15 protein-coding genes are annotated in these 17,170 nt (G+C 42.0%); 8 read left to right on the top strand and 7 right to left on the bottom strand.

Going from position 1 to position 17,170, the window contains the following annotated elements; translation table 11 throughout:
• Nucleotides 1–21 precede the first annotated feature (21 nt).
• The 5 genes from Phpb_RS12960 to Phpb_RS12940 all read right to left on the bottom strand — a co-directional run bounded on the left by Phpb_RS12960 (nt 22) and on the right by Phpb_RS12940 (nt 8,254).
• On the bottom strand, nt 22–1,200 hold the full coding sequence (locus Phpb_RS12960; RefSeq protein ID WP_065390681.1) for a Gfo/Idh/MocA family protein: 1,179 nt from the start codon (nt 1,198–1,200) through the stop codon (nt 22–24).
• 409 nt (nt 1,201–1,609) lie between these two features.
• Nucleotides 1,610–3,319, bottom strand: a complete 1,710-nt coding sequence (locus Phpb_RS12955) for a solute:sodium symporter family transporter (RefSeq protein WP_065390680.1) — start codon at nt 3,317–3,319, stop codon at nt 1,610–1,612.
• A gap of 119 nt (nt 3,320–3,438) precedes the next feature.
• On the bottom strand, nt 3,439–4,425 hold the full coding sequence (gene iolG / locus Phpb_RS12950; protein WP_065390679.1) for an inositol 2-dehydrogenase: 987 nt from the start codon (nt 4,423–4,425) through the stop codon (nt 3,439–3,441).
• Nucleotides 4,426–4,791: 366 nt separating this feature from the next.
• Nucleotides 4,792–6,726 (bottom strand): 3D-(3,5/4)-trihydroxycyclohexane-1,2-dione acylhydrolase (decyclizing), encoded by a 1,935-nt coding sequence (gene iolD, locus Phpb_RS12945; RefSeq protein WP_205634777.1) that lies wholly within the window; start codon nt 6,724–6,726, stop codon nt 4,792–4,794.
• Between the two features lie 16 nt (nt 6,727–6,742).
• Nucleotides 6,743–8,254 carry a CoA-acylating methylmalonate-semialdehyde dehydrogenase gene (locus tag Phpb_RS12940; protein WP_065390677.1) on the bottom strand — a complete coding sequence of 504 codons (1,512 nt, stop codon included), beginning with the start codon at nt 8,252–8,254 and terminating at the stop codon, nt 6,743–6,745.
• A 303-nt stretch (nt 8,255–8,557) separates the two neighbouring features.
• Here Phpb_RS12940 and Phpb_RS12935 point away from each other — a divergent pair, with 303 nt between their 5' ends.
• From Phpb_RS12935 to Phpb_RS12910, 6 genes are all read left to right on the top strand, one after another.
• Complete coding sequence (locus tag Phpb_RS12935) at nt 8,558–9,391, top strand: MurR/RpiR family transcriptional regulator (RefSeq protein WP_065390676.1); 834 nt, start codon at nt 8,558–8,560, stop codon at nt 9,389–9,391.
• 335 nt (nt 9,392–9,726) lie between these two features.
• Nucleotides 9,727–10,083 (top strand): hypothetical protein, encoded by a 357-nt coding sequence (locus Phpb_RS12930; protein WP_065390675.1) that lies wholly within the window; start codon nt 9,727–9,729, stop codon nt 10,081–10,083.
• A 144-nt stretch (nt 10,084–10,227) separates the two neighbouring features.
• On the top strand, nt 10,228–10,563 hold the full coding sequence (locus tag Phpb_RS12925) for a tRNA-binding protein (protein WP_040152347.1): 336 nt from the start codon (nt 10,228–10,230) through the stop codon (nt 10,561–10,563).
• A gap of 56 nt (nt 10,564–10,619) precedes the next feature.
• Nucleotides 10,620–11,327, top strand: coding sequence for a helix-turn-helix domain-containing protein (locus tag Phpb_RS12920; protein WP_065390674.1), 708 nt, complete (start codon nt 10,620–10,622; stop codon nt 11,325–11,327).
• Between the two features lie 67 nt (nt 11,328–11,394).
• On the top strand, nt 11,395–11,682 hold the full coding sequence (locus tag Phpb_RS12915) for a type II toxin-antitoxin system RelE/ParE family toxin (protein WP_046394394.1): 288 nt from the start codon (nt 11,395–11,397) through the stop codon (nt 11,680–11,682).
• Between the two features lie 16 nt (nt 11,683–11,698).
• Nucleotides 11,699–12,022, top strand: coding sequence for a HigA family addiction module antitoxin (locus Phpb_RS12910; RefSeq protein ID WP_065390673.1), 324 nt, complete (start codon nt 11,699–11,701; stop codon nt 12,020–12,022).
• Between the two features lie 65 nt (nt 12,023–12,087).
• Here the strand turns inward: Phpb_RS12910 and Phpb_RS12905 are convergent, their stop codons facing one another.
• Entirely contained in the window at nt 12,088–13,626 is a 1,539-nt protein-coding gene (locus tag Phpb_RS12905; protein WP_065390672.1) for a peptide MFS transporter, read from the bottom strand.
• A gap of 730 nt (nt 13,627–14,356) precedes the next feature.
• Nucleotides 14,357–15,298 carry a Kdo(2)-lipid IV(A) acyltransferase gene (locus Phpb_RS12900; protein WP_065390671.1) on the bottom strand — a complete coding sequence of 314 codons (942 nt, stop codon included), beginning with the start codon at nt 15,296–15,298 and terminating at the stop codon, nt 14,357–14,359.
• 284 nt (nt 15,299–15,582) lie between these two features.
• On the opposite strand from Phpb_RS12900, the gene Phpb_RS12895 reads away from it, so the two are divergent.
• Entirely contained in the window at nt 15,583–15,819 is a 237-nt protein-coding gene (locus tag Phpb_RS12895; RefSeq protein WP_065390670.1) for a DinI family protein, read from the top strand.
• A 251-nt stretch (nt 15,820–16,070) separates the two neighbouring features.
• The gene (gene trhO / locus Phpb_RS12890; RefSeq protein ID WP_065390669.1) at nt 16,071–17,129 is read left to right on the top strand and encodes an oxygen-dependent tRNA uridine(34) hydroxylase TrhO; all 1,059 of its coding nucleotides are present in this window, start codon (nt 16,071–16,073) and stop codon (nt 17,127–17,129) included.
• The last annotated feature ends 41 nt before the right edge of the window (nt 17,130–17,170 follow it).

Genomic DNA, 17,170 nt, shown 5'->3' with positions numbered 1-17,170 from the left:
CATTCCTTATTAAGTACAACATCAAGTGTTGCTATGGTGAGCTCCGATAGTGGATAATTGATAAAAATAATTAATTTCAGTGACATTCACCCAACGTTGCTGTTGATAAGAACGAGCAATGGCATCCAGAATACGTGAGACTTTCCAGCCTTCGGTGAAATCTGGCCATATCTCTTTATTGCTGGCGATGCCATTGATTAAATCTCTGATTTCCACTGTTTTTTGATCATTGAAGCCGATGCCGTGACCAGCACCGTGACAGAATGGCGCATAGTCAGGATGTTCCGGTCCAATAAGAATAGTTTTAAAGCCTTGGCGGTTTGCCGGTTCATCGTGACGGTAAAGTTTTAGTTCGGCCATTCTTTCTTGTGTGAAGCTCAAAGCACCTTTTGTTCCTGTAACGGTGTAGCTCAAACCCATTTTGCGGCCGCAGGCAATACGGGAGGTTTCAATAATACCCATTGCCCCACTGTTGAAACGTACCATAGCATGTGCTTGATCTTCGTTTTCTACCGCAACCATAATGCTAGAGCCGGTTTTTTCCGGGCGTTGTTTGATGACAGTGGTCATGTCTGCGCAAACAGTTTCGATATCACCAATCAGGTATTGCGCCATATTGATGATATGAGCAGCAAGATCCCCTAATGCACCTAATCCAGCTTTATCTTTAAGACAGTGCCAGTGAATAGGGGTGAATGGATCAGCCATGTAATCTTCGTTGTGAGTGCCGTAGAAGTGAATGACCTCGCCAATTTCCCCATTTGAAATGATCTCTTTAGCCAGTTGTGCGGTGGGATTTTTCATGTAGTTAAAACCGACTAATGTTTTCACTCCGGCTTTTTTGGCGGCTTCGGCCATTAATTTTGCATCGGTTGAGTTTAGTGCCAGTGGTTTTTCACAATAAACATGTTTGCCATGTTTGATAGCTTCGAGAGCCATCTCTTTATGAAGGAAATTTGGTGAGCAGATATCAACAACATGAATATCGGGATCTGATACTAATTTGCGCCAATTATCAGTAAAGCGCCGGAAACCTAATTGTTCAGACCGTTTTGCGGCGAGTTCAGCAGAAGTTTCCGCTACCATTTCACAAACTAGTTTGCCTGCCAGAGGGAAAACAGTGGGCGCTTGTGCGTAAGCAATGGCATGCGTGCGTCCAATGTAACCAGTACCGATTAAGCCGATACGAATCTCTTCCATATAGCTGTTTCTCCGAATAGAAGGAAGCGGATAGGTCGTTTGTTGTTGCAGTCAATTTTTCTAGTGTTTGCCAGTTAGCCTTGGTTGTTGTCATACATCTGTTATAGGAAACATTTATTTCATTTTCAACAAAAATGAAAATATTAATTTCAAGTTGTGATCTGATAAGGATTTTTTAGCTAACGTCGCGTTATATAGGGTTAATTTTCTAATGAGTTAGGGATCATTCAGAGGTAAGAGCTGAAAAAATAGAATATTAGAATTTTTGTTCCATTTATGGTTTGGCATATATGGAGTTAGTTAGCAAAAAGAATCACTATACCCCCAGGATTTCCTCTTGCGAATATGGGGTAAAGGGAAATCCTGGTAATGAGTTATTTTGATAATAATGTTAGAGTCATAAAGTTAGCTAATTATCTTTATTCGGTTTTTGGGGCGTATTATTTATCACAAGTTTCCTGAATAGTGTTTTGCCTATCTGGTATAGCGCATAAGATAGTATTAATGCAGCGAACAAATAATAAATAACCATGATTGCCTTGGGAACATTATGTGCGAGAAATACGTATATAGATATTGAACAGAGTGTAATTAACCATGCAACCGGTTTCACCATAGACCACGGTGTGATATTCACCTGTTCGGTATAAATATCTTCAAATGGTTTAGCTGGGAAAAAGTAGCCAATAGCCAACATGAAAATAACATTAAGAACAAATAAAATGCCAACCAGATGAAAAAAATGCAGGTTAATTTTCAAAATGAAATTACAGATAATATAGGCTGACATACCGAATAATAGGCCAAGTTTAGCGGCAATAGGCGGTACTCGTTTAGTCATCAAACCGACTAATACCACGCTGAGAATTGGCGCGTTAAAAATCCCCTGTAATTGTTGAATGAGATAGAACAGGCCATCAGGTGCATTAGCGACTAATGGTGCGACGATCATGGTGATTAACGCTAACCCGATCCCCAGATATTTACTCATAGCGACTGTTTGAGTTTCGGTGGCATTTTGGTTGATTCGCTGTTTATAAATATTGACGATAAACAGTGTCACAGATGAATTAAGTCCTCCGCTGAATGTGGAAAATACCGCACCAACAACTACAGCGGCAAAGAAACCAACCAATACTTCTGGCAGAATTAGATGGACTAATTCTGGATAGGCGTTATCTGGATTATCTATTTGTCCTTTGAAAATATGGAAAGCAATAATGCCTGGTAGAATAATAATAGACGGCATGATGAGTTTAAATAAAGCACACAACATCACGCCTTTTTGTCCTTCCGCTAGATTTTTTGCCCCAAGGGCTTTCTGAACAATGGATTGATTGGTACACCAGAAAAACATATTGGAAACAATTAGGCCGGTAAATAACGTGGAGAAAGGAACTAGAGAATCTTCACTGCCGATGGAGTTAAATTTATCAGGATTAGATTGATAAACTTCAATTAATCCTTGCCAGGCATTGCCATTGCCGACATAGAGTAGGGCAAAAATGGTTACCATTAACCCGCCAACGATTAAGCCAATTCCGTTAATAGTATCTGCGGCGGCAATGGCTTTAATACCACCAAAGATGGCATAAACCGCACCTAATCCACCAACGCTCCAAACCATAATCCATAATGCCGTAGTCTTATCAATACTGAATACATTGGAAACCTGGAATAGACTTTCTAATGCAATTGCACCGGTATACAGCACAATGGGGAGTAGTGAAATGATATACATAGCCAGGAAAAGAATGGAGGTAATAAGCAGCGTATTTTTATCAAATCGGCGTTCAAGGTATTCCGGGATGGTTGAAATACCGAGTTTCAGATATTTAGGTAGGAAATAAATAGCAAATAGAACGATTGTCACAGCGGCTATCACTTCCCAAGCCATAACGATAAATCCGGTTCGGAATGCTAATCCATTCAAACCGATTAAATGTTCTGTGGACAGGTTCATTAATAACATAGAGCTACCAATATAAACACCTGTGAGAGATCGTCCACCAAGAAAATAGCCTTCAGTAGATTCTGTCAAACGAGCATTATGGGTTTTGTAATAAGCGAAGCCAGCCACTAATAGGGTAAAACCAATAAATGAGAGAAAAGCTAACATACGATCCTCCAAGCCTGATTGACTGTTTTCAGGCAGCAATATGCTGACGGGAAAGCGGCCTTTCCCGTTTTTATGATGAAAGTAAATGTGAGTCAGTTAGTTAGAGATGTAGGTCTGTTTTATAATCTGATTTCTTTCCCTAATTGCAGAGATTCGAGAGCTTTATCAGCCAGATAAAGCGCCTGTTCGCCATCGGCGCCACTACATTCTGGTGTGGCGCGACCAGCCATGACATCGACAAAATGGTCCCATTCAGCAATGTAGGCTTCCCGGTAACGTTGCAGGAAGAAATGCTCTGGCTTGGCTGTTAAACAACCGCTGTTTTCCCAGAGTTCGACGCTGTTTTCTTTGATGTTACCGGCGCTAAGCAGCCCTTTTTCACCATGCAATTCAATCCGCTGGTCATAGCCATACCCGGAACGGCGGCTGTTGGTAATGGTTGCCATTGCACCTGATGGGAATTTCATAACGATAAAGGCGGTATCGATATCACCCGCTTGCCCAATAGCGGGATCAATCAGGTTGCTGCCTTGAGCGTAGATCGAACAGGGTTCCTCACTGATAATAAAACGTGCCATATCGAAGTCATGTATTGTCATATCCCGGAACATACCGCCGGAAACTTTGACATATTCAGCGGAGGGAGGAGAGGGATCACGGGAAATAATCAGTAGAGATTCGGCTTTTCCTATCGCACCGGCGTCAAATAGTGTTTTGACTCGGCGGAATTGCGGATCGTAACGACGGTTAAAGCCAACAAATAAGGGAACCTGATACTGTTTAACGGTTTCAAGGCAATGACGAACACGTTCAATATTAAGATGAACCGGTTTTTCACAGAAGATTTTTTTATGATGTTTTGCTGCGAGTTCGATTAAATCTGCATGAGTATCTGTTGCTGAGGCGATAAGAACGCCATCTATTTTAGGGTCGGACATTGCCTGTTCAATAGTTTGTCTTTTTGTTTGATATTTCTGTACTAAAAGTTCAGCACTTTTCTGATGTGGATCGACAACGGAGTAAAGAGAAGTTTCTTTATGATGAGTGATATTCACTGCGTGTACTTGTCCAATTCGTCCGGCGCCAAATAATGCAATGTTGAACATATGGATGCTCCTTGATACCTAGGTATCTGCTTATGAGATACTTTAAAATATATCAAATAAAACATTTATTTCAATTTTTAAATATTTGGAAATTATATTTTTGAGTGTGGCGTAGCATTTTGTTAATAACAATATTAAATTTGTGTTAATTAGATCACGTAAAGTAAGATTTATGCTGGATGAGTTTGGATATTTATCTTTTAAAAACAAATCATAAATATGCATTCGACTAAGTGATTACCGAGCTTAGCCATAGAGATTGAGGGGAAGAAAAAAGTAATTTATTTTTGGAATAATAATTTCAAAATTAGCATTAAAATGATTAGGAGAGAGAAAATGGCCTGCTGTCTTACAGGCCATCACTTTTTAATATTGGCGTACTTTGGTTGCAACCATCTCCTTTATTTTCTTTGCGGCAGATTCTATAGCTGGATTTTTCGCTACTTGCGCTGTGCCTATTCGCCACCATGATTCATAATCATGAGTCATTGTTTTAGGCAGCACTTTGATATCGATGAGTACCGGTACGGTCTGTTTTTGGGCTTTCTGTAATGCGTCAAGCAGTTGTCGCTCATCATGGACTCGGTAGCTTTTGCAGCCGTAGCTTTCTGCGTTTTTGGCGAAGTCGACTTTAATCAGTTTGCCATCCATGTCGCCACTTTCAGGGTTCCGGTAACGATTTTCTGTTCCGAAACTGCCCATCCCTTGGCTCATTTGTAGATTATTGATACAGCCAAATCCCGCGTTATCAAACAGCAACACGATGATTTTGATATTTTCCTGTACCGCGGTTTGCAGCTCTGAATGAAGCATCATATAAGCGCCATCACCGACTATGGCGTAAACCGGTTGGTTGGGGCAGGCTAGTTTAGCGCCAATGGCAGCGGCTATTTCATAGCCCATACAGGAATAGCCATACTCAAGATGATAAGTATCCGGTTGTTTGGGTTGCCATAATCGCTGTAAATCGCCAGGAAGGGAACCTGATGCTCCAACAATAATCGCTTCGGGCTCAAGATATTTGTCTAATAATCCCAATACTCTGGTTTGTGGCAGGCGGGTTTGTAATGTCTGGCTGTACTCTTCCAGTTTATCATCAAGATGATCGGGAATTTCTGGTGTGAAATCCTCCTGATACTCAATGTCGAACAGACGATTTAACTCTTTTCGCCATGCCTCTCGCGCCTGATGAATCTCATCTTGATAACCACTGCGATAATGCAATTGAGTAAGCTGCTCTGCGATAGCGTTTAACCCTGTTTGGGCGTCTGATACAACGGGGGTTGCATCCAGTTTACAGGCGTCGAATTCCGCTACGTTGATAGTTAGAAATTCAACTTTTGGATGTTGAAATAGTGATTTGGATGCCGTAGTGAAATCAGTAAACCGTGTGCCAACGCCAATAATCAAATCGGCTTCTTTGGCTATCAGGTTTGCCGCAAGACAGCCAGTTGTGCCTAAACCGCCACAATTAAGGGGATGGTCGGCAATTACAGCGCTTTTACCTGCCTGTGTTTCAACAAAAGGAATATTGAAGTGTTCTGCGAACTGACGAAAAGCGTTATGTGCTTCTGAATAGCGCACTCCGCCACCGCAGATAAGCAAGGGTTTTTTCTTGCGGCTTATGAGCGCCACGGCATCGTTAATCATGGCGATGGAAGCAGGGCGGCGTTCGATGCGGTGAATGCGTTTTTGAAAGAAATAGTCAGGAAAATCCCAAATTTCGCCTTGAACATCTTGTGGCAAACAGATTGTGACGGCGCCGGTATCTGCGGGATCGGTTAGAACTCGCATCGCATTAATCATAGCGCTCATTAGTTGTTCTGGTCTGGAGATACGATCCCAATAACGAGAAACCGGGCGGAAACAGTCATTGGTGCTGATAGTATAGTCATGGAACTGTTCAACTTGTTGCAAGACTGGATCTGGTTGGCGGCAGGCAAAGAGATCGCCGGGGAATAACAGCAGAGGAATACGATTAGCGGTGGCGGTTGCCGCGGCGGTTACCATATTGGCGGAGCCAGGACCAACAGAGGAGGTTACGGCAAAAATCTGTTTGCGCTTTTTCTGTTTAGCAAAACCTGTGGCGATATGGGCCATACCTTGCTCATTGCATCCTTGATAGACGGTTAAGTGACCAGGATCTTGTTCCAATGCTTGCCCTAATCCAACCACATTACCGTGACCAAAAATGGTAAATATTCCTCTGATGAATGGATATTGTTCTCCGTTTGCTTCCACATATTGCTGGTTCAGGAATTTCACCAATGCTTGAGCCGTTGTCATTGTTGATTTGTTCATGTTACAGAACTCCATTTTATTCCATTGTCGGCATCACAAAACTACTGGAATGATGTTCTAACCTGATACTTGCCGGCCAGCGGCTGGTAACGGTTTTCATGCGGGTGTAGAAGCGAACGCCATCATTACCATGAACGTTAAGTGGACCAAAAATTGAGCGTTTCCAGCCACCGAAGCTGTGGAAGGCCATTGGCACCGGAATGGGGATATTGATGCCTACCATACCCGTTTGTACATCTTCGCTAAATTGGCGAGCTGTTTCTCCGTCGCGGGTGAATATCGCGGTACCATTACCATATTGATGGACGTTAATTAATGTTAATGCGGTGGCATAATCGGGTACACGGACAATTGATAGAACGGGGCCGAAGATCTCTTCTTGATAGATTTTCATCTCCGGCGTGACGTTATCAAACAGCGTCGGGCCAATAAAATAGCCATTTTCATAACCTGGAACTTTGAGTTGACGGCCATCAATTAACAAGCTCGCTCCCTGTTTTTCACCGCTATCGATGTAATCACAGATTTTAGCTTGGTGTTGGGCGGAGATAACGGGACCCATATCGTTCTCTTTCGTTGCGACAATGCCGGGACCGACGGACATTTTGCTGATCTGTTGACGTAATTTTTCAATTAGCGCCTCCGCCGTTTCATCCCCAACCGCCAATACAACAGACAATGCCATGCAACGTTCGCCGGCTGCGCCAAAAGCCGCGCCTGTAATAGCATTGCTGGCCATATCAAGGTCGGCATCTGGCATCAGAATACAGTGATTTTTTGCGCCACCCAGAGCTTGACAGCGTTTCCCGTGAGTTGAGGCGGTAGTGTAGATATATTCAGCGACAGGAGTTGAACCAACAAAGCTGACGGCTTGTACGCGTGGATCTGTTAGTAGTACATCGACGGCTTCTTTATCGCCGTTGACAACATTAAATACGCCATCGGGTAAACCGGATTGTTTAAGTAGTATTGCTAATTCAATCGCGAGAGAAGGATCTTTTTCTGAAGGCTTCAATACGAAAGTATTCCCTGTCGCTAATGCGATAGGAAACATCCACATAGGAACCATTGCCGGGAAGTTGAAAGGGGTAATGCCGGCACAAACGCCTAAAGGCTGCATTAATGAATGGCTGTCTATACCTGTTCCGGTATTAGCGGAATGTTCACCTTTTTGTAGATGAGGAATGCCACAGGCAAATTCAACCACTTCCAGACCGCGAGTTAATTCACCGAGGGCATCTGAATAGATTTTTCCATGTTCTTCTGAAATCAATCGCGCCAGTTTGTCTATATTGGTTTCCAGCAATGCCTTGAACTGGAACATGACACGAGCACGCTTGAGAGGTGAAACTTTAGACCATTCACTGTAAGCCTGATGAGCGGCTTCAATTGCTTGTTCAACTTCATGAGCTGTACTTAATGTTACCTGGCGTATCTGTTTTCCCGTCGCTGGATTAAAAACCGGAGAAAAGCGGGTGCTATGACTAGGAGTGAGTTGCCCATTAACATAATTCTGTACTTGTTCCATTCTGAGCCTCTTTTGCGGATTTGATGTTAGTACTGAATCAGAAACTTTGATAATAGGTATATGAAATATTTATTTTGTTTTCAATATGATTTGGAATAAAAGGCAATTAGTGTGATCGGAGTAAAGTTTTTATGAATTACCGATAATTAGGTGATTAATTAGATGTTAATCAATATAGTGATAATAATAAATCATTACAATGAATGGATTATGTATTTCATTTTTAACTATAAAAATGAAATATGATTCAGCTTACACTGTAAAACGATTACAATTGCCGACGATAAATTTTATGGGGGATTTATGTCTGTCGCATCGAATCTGAATGAATTTCAAGAACAAGTCCGTTCACGCTATAGTGAATTGAGTAAACGCCTGCAACAAGTAGCTCGATATGTGCTGGATAATACCAATAGTGTCGCTTTTGATACTGTTGCTGTGATTGCCAAAGAAGCTGATGTTCCTCCATCAACATTAATTCGTTTCGCTAATGCGTTTGATTTCAGTGGTTTTAATGAAATGAAACAGCTATTCCGTATGCATATGGTGGAAGAAACCGCCAGTTATGCAGACCGGGCCAGGTTATTTAGGGCGTTGGATGGCGAGCAGGAGCCACCGGAAGACCCTCAACATATTTTGCAGGAATTTGCTCGTTCAAATGTGCAGGCTATGCAACAGCTGGCTGCCAGAACGGCCCCCGAAGATTTAAGGAACGCCGTAGACTTATTGGCTCAAGCTAAGAATATTTACATTATTGGGCTGCGCCGTTCTTTTAGTGTGGCGGCTTATCTTTCTTATGCATTGAACCACTTGGAATGTCGCCCTTTACTCGTGGATGGTTTGGGAGGAATGTTCAGGGAACAGATTAATTTAATTGGAGAAGAAGATGTTGTCGTTTCAATCAGTTTTACCCCTTATGCAGAAGAAACACTGATGGTCAGCGAACAGGCGGCGAAAGCTGGGGCAAAACAGATTGTGATTACGGATAGCCAGATTAGCCCGCTTGCCAGTTTTAGTGATGTTTGTTTTGTGGTTAAAGAAGCACAGGTGGATGCATTCCGTTCTCAGTCTGCTACTTTGTGTTTAGTGCAATCTTTGGCGGTTGCTCTGGCTTATCGGCAAGGAAAACCGATTTAATTATCTTGTATACCCTATGGATTTCAAGTTGCATCGCGACGGCAAGGGAGCGAATCCCCGGGAGCATAGCAAACTATGTGACTGGGGTGAGTGAGCGCAGCCAACAAAGAGGCAGCTTGAAAGATGACGGGTATATTTCTGGATTAATTTTATTAATGACTCATAGCCCACATATTTTGGCGGGTTAATTTTAACGTGCTGCTAGAAGCTCAATTTCAATAAAATATAAACCTGATGTGGATAATCCTCTTGTTGTGTCTAAATGCTATTGATTCCTATTGGCAATAATTATTTAATGGTTGTGCGAAGTTATGGTTTTGAAGAGGGACAATAGGATGATTAAAGGATCGCGTTACGTTTTTGCTGTTTTATCTGCAATTTCTTTCCAGGTATTTGCCTCAAATTTTGACTACAAAAGTGATATTCCGGTTGATAATAAGCCATCTGAGGAGTATTTAAAAAAACGGGAAAATCTTAAATCCGAGTATTGGGATGTGAATGAACTCATTGCAGATAATCAAGCGGCGGAGAAACGGGAACTGGCAAGGCAGTTACGAGAAGATGAATCTAATCGGAAGAGTCGAGAGTTTAATGATCGTGTCAATGAGAAAATCCGTCAGGATATTGAACGTGCTGCGCGTATTAAAGAGAATAACGGTATGACCAGAGATAACTTTTTTGATCGGGAATAACCGTGACTTAAAGCAACTCGATAGTGAAGTGAATGACCTGTCGGAAAAAATAGGCAGTTTGTCGACAATTATTGACGCTCTTTCGAAAGAATTTTCTCCAATAGCATGTGAATATAATCACTTCGCACTAAAGGAGAAGAATATATGGAACAAATCGAGTGGGCTGACTTTGAGAAAGTCGATATGCGGGTTGGCACAATTATTTCAGTAGAATTGAATCCTAAAGCCAGCAAACCTGCCTATAAATTACAAATTGATCTTGGCGAGTTGGGCGTTAAAAGCTCAAGCGCCCAGATAACTGTGCATTACATACCTGAACAATTAATTGGCCGTCAGGTTCTTTGTGTATGCAATTTTCCACCAAAACGGATTGCTGGTGTTAAATCAGAGGTGTTGTTAACTGGCAGTATGGATGAAAATGGTGCGGTGGTGATCGCAGAATTTACTCTTCCTGTCCCGAATGGTCATAAGTTATTGTAAACCACGCTATTTTGTTGTCGAATAAATGGAGTGTATTTTAATCAGCGACAATAAATATGGCTGTTCAATTACCTTCATTACATTTACGCCGGTATTCTGCTGAAACAATTAGCCATAGCCACCAAGGGTTATGGCAGTTCGTTTTTGGCTATCACGGACAACTTGAGTTAAACGTGGAAGGGCAACAAAGTACCGTTAGTTTTGGAAATGTTGTTATGATCCCACCGGATGCGAAACACAGCTTTTTCGCGAGTGGTGAAAATCAGCAATTGGTGCTGGAGTTGCCTTCGGCACTGTTTAATCAATTACATAGTGATTCTTTCTGGCAACCATTACCTGATTCTGCCCTTGCTCTTATTAAGTGGTTGCATGATTACCCTCAGTCCCCCGCTAATCACGCTGATGCCGCCCGTTTGCTGCTTGCTCAACTACCACAAGCAGGCTCGTCTTCAACGTTGATAGTCAAACTGCGTCAGGGGCTTGTTGGGCGTCTGCATGAAAAAGTAACGGTGATGGATATGGCTGATATTTGCGCAGTATCTGCCAGTACTTTGCGTCGTAAACTGTTTATTGCAATAGGGATGAGTCCAATGGCTTATTTGAAAACATGCCGGATGGAATTTGCCTATAATCTGCTGGCTTACAGTGATAGGGCTTTGGCTGATATTGCTTTTTTGTCTGGTTATGCTTCCCAGTCGGCTTTTACCTTTGCATTTAGTCAACATTATGGTTGTACTCCAGCCATGTTGCGTAAAGCCAAATGATATTTTCAGTATTTTATAACTTGATGCACAACATGATTGTGCGTAATATACAAACAACGAGGATGTTATGGCTGTTGAATTCAAGGATAGATGGCTAGAAAGATTTTACGAACAGGATTTACCGCACAAATGCATACCTGCATCTTTACAGCGTGCGTTATACAGAAAACTACAAATTCTGGATGCATCGGTTAAAGAAGCTGATTTAAGAATCCCTCCGGGAAACCATTTTGAACATTTAAATGGTTATTTAAGGGGATGGTGCTCAATAAGAGTAAACAGGCAATACAGGCTTATTTTTCAATGGATTGATGGTATTGCAGTTGATACATATCTGGATCCTCATAACTATTAAACTGAGGGAAATAATAATGAGAAATACAAAACGTCGCCCTGCAACAGTGGGTGAAATATTGGTGAGTGAGTTTCTGGCGCCTTTGAATATTGAAATTAATATGCTTGCGGAAGCTATGGGTGTTCACCGTAATACATTAAGCAGGATTGTGCATGATAAAGGTTCGCTGACCGTTCCTATGGCGATCAAATTGGCAGCGGCTTTGGGGAACACCGCAGAGTTTTGGCTTAATATTCAGCATGCCGTTGAACTATGGGATGTGCGTAATCATGCATATCAAGCGGAGTCATTGAATGTGAAACAGATAGTTAATCCATCAATCATAACGGCAGTGCATTGATGGATTTGTTGTTAAGGGCATAAAGCCATCTGAATCATAAGATGGCTTTATGCTGACTATCGATATTATTGAGCTTTCGCTTCTGATTTATCAGCACTATTAAGCAGGCGGCGAATGGGGACAACTAACGCCATCAATACGACTGCACAAATAACCAGAGCCAAAGATACGCGGGAGAACAGATCAGGTAGGTTGTCTAGTTGGTCAGCGCGTACATGCCCGCCAATCAGGCCAGCAGCCAGATTACCCAGTGCACTTGCGCAGAACCACAAGCCCATTACCTGACCACGCATTCGGGATGGGGCTAGTAACGTCATCGTTGCGAGACCAATTGGGCTAAGGCACAATTCACCGAGTGTCAGAAACAGAGAACTTGATATCAGCCAGAAAGGAGAAACGGTTTCACCTGTTGCCAGCACATTTTGCGCAGCCAGAATCATCACGCCAAAACCACCGGCAGCGAACAGAATACCAATAATGAATTTACTGATACTGCTCGGGTTGATGTTGTTTTTTGCCAATCTGGGCCAGAACCAACTGAATACGGGGGCCAGCAGGATAATAAACAGTGCATTAATTGATTGGAACCATACTGTCGGGATCTCAAACCCCATCACTATACGGTTAGTATAATCATTGGCGAACAGGTTGAATGACGTTGGCGTTTGTTCGTATGCAGACCAGAAGAATGCAGCAGATACCAGCAGGATAAAACAGACCAGCAGGCGCGAACGGTCACTACTGCTTAAGCCAGCAAACAGGAACAAATAGGCAAAGTAAAGTGTTACACAGGATGAGATCACATAGACCATTGCGCTGGCTACGGCTACCGGATTGAATGGAATTACACCAAGGATTAGCAGAGCAATAATAGCAATGATAGCGATAACAGTGGCAAAGACCCATTTGCCGACGTTTTCACGCTTCACTGTAGGGTGGTCCCAGCTTGAATCCAGACCACCTTCTTTATCATATTGGCGCATCAAAGGGATCGCGTAGAAACGGAATATCAATAGGGCAACCAGCATCCCCAACCCCCCGATACCAAAACCCCAGTGCCAGCCATAGTCACGAACCAGCAAGCCTGTAGCCAGAGGAGCAATGAAGGAACCGATATTAATTCCCATATAAAATAGGGAAAAACCACCATCACGACGTGGATCATCTTTTTTATACAGCGTGCCGACCATGACGGTGACACAGGTTTTAAACAGTCCTGTACCTAATACGATCAGTAATAAGCCAATAAAGAACAAATAATGACTTAAAAAGCCGGAGAGAGCGATAGACAGGTGCCCTAGTGCAATAATGATTGAGCCATACCAGACTGCTTGACGTTGACCCAACCAGTTATCCGCCAGCCAACCACCGGGCAGTGCGGTCAGATAAACACTACCTGCGAAGATACCGACAATAGCCGCGGCCTGTTCACGGGGAATACCCATACCACCATCATAGATGGTTGCAGCCATGAACAAGATCAGCAGTGGCCGAATGCCGTAGTAAGAGAAACGTTCCCACATTTCTGTGAAGAACAAAGAACTTAATGGGTAAGGATGCCCAAAAAAAGTTCTGGTTTTTGTATTGTTAATGGAGGATTGCATCTAAGTTTTCCTATAAGACTACACTCCAAGAGTGCGGTGTGTGTGACAAATAAAGCTTTTAAAAAGCTCTTTCAAATTTAGGTTTAGAGCAAACAAAAAAGCCACGTTTTTATTAAATGATGTCATATCTTGTTAATATATTTTTAACATATTTTCCGGTCAATTTTATTAACAAGTAGGATATCTCTTACTTATATTCCACTTTTCAGAGAAAAATCCGACATAAATCTCATTTCTCATAATTGATAGGTTAAAATGAGGATGAAGCCTATTGACTTACTTCTATTTATATTCAATGTATTTTTATGGAAAAAATATTTTAAAATAATAAATTAAGTAATAACTATAATATATAAGACATCTTTTTAAGGGCTAGATATTAACGGTAATAGTAAAAGGGAAGAAAAGTAAATTGATTTGATTATCAACTTAGTATTTATTCGGAAATATTAGATTACTCCTTGTTTTTTTATATAAAAATTGGAAATAAATTAAATTAAAAAGTATAACCTCAGCGTTGAAATGAGATATACCCTATGGATTTCAAGATGAATCGCGACGGCAAGGGAGCGAATCCCCGGGAGCATAGGTAACTATGTGACCGGGGTGAGTGAGTGCAGCCAACAAAGAGGCAACTTGAAAGATGACGGGTATAGTCAATTATTGGGTTGTATGGTATGAGAAAGCGATTATGGCTGCTTCTTGGGCGGAGAAGCAGCCGTTAATAAATTTAATGGACTTTATCAGCTTGCCCGTACAGAGAAGGCATACCCTTGGGCCGGGTTTTAAAACGACGGTGTAACCACATGTATTGATCAGGTGCTTGTAAAATTTCCTGTTCTACGACTTTGTTCATGAAGGCAGCCGCTTTCACTTCATCGTCTTTTGGAAATCCTGCTACTGCCGGTTGAATAATCAGTTCATAACCTTTTCCGTCAGGCAGACGACGGGGGGTAAATGGGATCATTGCCGGATCAGCGAGACGTACAAGTATTGAAGTGCCGGTGGTTGTTGCAGCATACTCAACAGCAAATAGCGGTGCAAATACACTTTTTCGCGGGCCGTAATCATGATCGGGGGCGTACCAGACAATTTCGCCGTTTTTTAGGCAGCGGATCATGCCCTTGACATCTTTTCTATCCAACATGTATTTGTTGGAACGTAGTCTCCCCCATGTTTGTAGCCAATCCATAACCGGATTATCGTTCGGGCGGTAGACGCCAATGCCAGGATTGAGCAAACCAAGAATACGGGCGCCGAGTTCCAACGTCAGAAAGTGGATGCCAATAACAATAATTCCTTGCCCGGTAGTTTGAATTTTCTGAATGTTTTCTCGCCCAGTCACTTTAAACCAGCGTTCTATCCGCCAGTCAGGCCAAAACCAAGCCATACCTGTTTCAAAGATTCCCATTCCGACGGATTCGAAGTTTTTTATTAATAGCGCTTCGCGTTTCTCCTGTGACATGTCAGGAAAGCATAGTTCAAGATTTCTTTCGGCAACTTTGGCGCGTTTTTTCAAAAAACGCATGGAAAATCTGCCCAGACGAGTGCCTATCCAGTAAATAATGGGATAGGGGAGCAGAACCAGTAAGTAAAGCAGACAGATACCAAACCAAGTAGGCCAATAACGGGGATGAAGTAGTGAACGTTGAAAAGAAGGTGCTTGTATCATGGATTCTCAGGTTTTTATAGTTCCAAATAAGATGGAAAAAATAGTTCCTCTATTGTGACATTTTTTAATGGGATATCGAAGTTTTCAAGCGTGAAATGTTTATGATCTCAATTTTAGTCGATGGTGATGTGCTTATTTATTATCCCGTTTTGCCATTGGTGAAAGAATGATAGTTCATAATTTACTGATAAGTAAAAACTAAAATAATTTTACAGAGCTATTTACAATTCATGTAGATAATATTACTGTTTATATGAACAGTATTGTTTGTGGAGGGAAAAATTATGCATGTAGAAGTCACTATCGATAAATCTAAAAAATTGCCAAAAGGTGCTGTCCCTGCGCTTGCTGAAGAACTGGACAACCGTCTTAGACGTCGATGGCCTGATATTAAAACCAATGTAAAGCTGGCAAGTCATGATGGGCTATCTGTTCGTGGCGGCACTCCTGATGACAGGAAAGCCGTTGAAGAGATTCTACAGGAAACATGGGAAAGCGCTGATGATTGGTTCCTGCCCTGATAAGGATTAAGTTACTGCCAGTTAAACCTGCGGGTTGTCGGCTGTTTGACTTATTCTATTAGCCGGTGTGTCAAGGGCTGCGTGCTCAACTGATGGGAGGGGCGGCATCCCGTTTTACTACTGATTTCCTATTGCTGCGTTATAAATGACTACTCGTTGAAAATCATTTTCGTTATCATATTACGCTTGATAGCGGAGGCTATCCACTTATACATCCCTATTTTATGACTTGAAATTCAGGAAAGTACACCATGCCAGTGTTACACAACCGCATTTCTAATAGAGAGCTGAAAGCACGTATGTTGGCGGAGACCCAACCTCGTACCACCATCTCTTTTTACAAATATTTTAATATCTTAGATCCTCTGGCTTTTCGTAACAGTTTATATCAGCAATTTACTGACCTTTCAGTATTTGGCCGGGTTTATATTGCTAAAGAGGGGATCAATGCTCAGATAAGTTTACCAACTCATAATTTGGAAGCATTCAAGGCGTTATTGTATAGCGTTGATCCTGCATTGGATAATTTGAGGCTGAATATTGCCCTAGATGATGATGGGAAATCTTTCTGGGTTTTGCGTATGAAAGTACGTGACCGAGTAGTGGCTGATGGGATTGAAGATGAAACTTTTGATCCATCAAGAACCGGCGAGTACCTTAAAGCAGCTCAGGTCAACCAGATGTTGGATGATCCTGAAACGTTATTTGTCGATATGCGCAATCACTATGAATATGAAGTCGGGCATTTTGAAAATGCAATTGAAATTCCTTCTGATACGTTCCGTGAACAACTGCCAATGGCTGTGGAAATGTTGCAGGATAATAAGGATAAAAATATTGTAATGTACTGCACCGGTGGTATTCGTTGTGAAAAAGCCAGTGCTTATATGTTGCACAATGGCTTTAAAAATGTCCATCACATAGAGGGCGGTATTATTGAATATGCCCGTAAAGCGAGGGAACAGGGATTACCGGTACGTTTTATTGGTAAAAACTTTGTCTTTGATGAGCGGATGGGAGAGCGTATTTCAGATGAGGTGATTGCTCATTGCCATCAATGTAGTGCGTCTTGCGATAGTCATACTAATTGTAAGAATGAGGGTTGCCACTTGTTGTTTATTCAGTGCCAAGAGTGTGCGATTAAATTTGAAGGCTGTTGTAGCGAAGCGTGCCGAGAAGAAATCAGGTTACCGGAAACCGAACAGCGTGCTCGCCGTGCCGGTCGTGAAAATGGAGCTAAAATATTTAATAAATCCCGGCATCGCCTACAGGATGGATTGAGCAGTACTTCAATACAGTCTGTTGAATAATGTGATTAATCGCTGGCACAGAGAGCAATGTGCCAGCTTAT

The sequence above is a fragment of the Photorhabdus namnaonensis genome (assembly GCF_001684335.1).
Lineage (GTDB): Bacteria > Pseudomonadota > Gammaproteobacteria > Enterobacterales > Enterobacteriaceae > Photorhabdus > Photorhabdus namnaonensis.
The sequence above is the reverse complement of the archived record's forward strand: the minus strand, read 5'-3'. Positions and strand labels throughout refer to the sequence as shown.

Bases quoted from the DNA above. Each gene is read 5' to 3' on its own strand.
- Phpb_RS12960 (WP_065390681.1), bottom strand. From the start codon at position 1,200: ATGGAAGAGATTCGTATCGGCTTAATCGGTACTGGTTACATTGGACGC.
- Phpb_RS12955 (WP_065390680.1), bottom strand. From the start codon at position 3,319: ATGTTAGCTTTTCTCTCATTTATTGGTTTTACCCTATTAGTGGCTGGC.
- iolG (WP_065390679.1), bottom strand. From the start codon at position 4,425: ATGTTCAACATTGCATTATTTGGCGCCGGACGAATTGGACAAGTACAC.
- iolD (WP_205634777.1), bottom strand. From the start codon at position 6,726: ATGAACAAATCAACAATGACAACGGCTCAAGCATTGGTGAAATTCCTG.
- Phpb_RS12940 (WP_065390677.1), bottom strand. From the start codon at position 8,254: ATGGAACAAGTACAGAATTATGTTAATGGGCAACTCACTCCTAGTCAT.
- Phpb_RS12935 (WP_065390676.1), top strand. From the start codon at position 8,558: ATGTCTGTCGCATCGAATCTGAATGAATTTCAAGAACAAGTCCGTTCA.
- Phpb_RS12930 (WP_065390675.1), top strand. From the start codon at position 9,727: ATGATTAAAGGATCGCGTTACGTTTTTGCTGTTTTATCTGCAATTTCT.
- Phpb_RS12925 (WP_040152347.1), top strand. From the start codon at position 10,228: ATGGAACAAATCGAGTGGGCTGACTTTGAGAAAGTCGATATGCGGGTT.
- Phpb_RS12920 (WP_065390674.1), top strand. From the start codon at position 10,620: ATGGCTGTTCAATTACCTTCATTACATTTACGCCGGTATTCTGCTGAA.
- Phpb_RS12915 (WP_046394394.1), top strand. From the start codon at position 11,395: ATGGCTGTTGAATTCAAGGATAGATGGCTAGAAAGATTTTACGAACAG.
- Phpb_RS12910 (WP_065390673.1), top strand. From the start codon at position 11,699: ATGAGAAATACAAAACGTCGCCCTGCAACAGTGGGTGAAATATTGGTG.
- Phpb_RS12905 (WP_065390672.1), bottom strand. From the start codon at position 13,626: ATGCAATCCTCCATTAACAATACAAAAACCAGAACTTTTTTTGGGCAT.
- Phpb_RS12900 (WP_065390671.1), bottom strand. From the start codon at position 15,298: ATGATACAAGCACCTTCTTTTCAACGTTCACTACTTCATCCCCGTTAT.
- Phpb_RS12895 (WP_065390670.1), top strand. From the start codon at position 15,583: ATGCATGTAGAAGTCACTATCGATAAATCTAAAAAATTGCCAAAAGGT.
- trhO (WP_065390669.1), top strand. From the start codon at position 16,071: ATGCCAGTGTTACACAACCGCATTTCTAATAGAGAGCTGAAAGCACGT.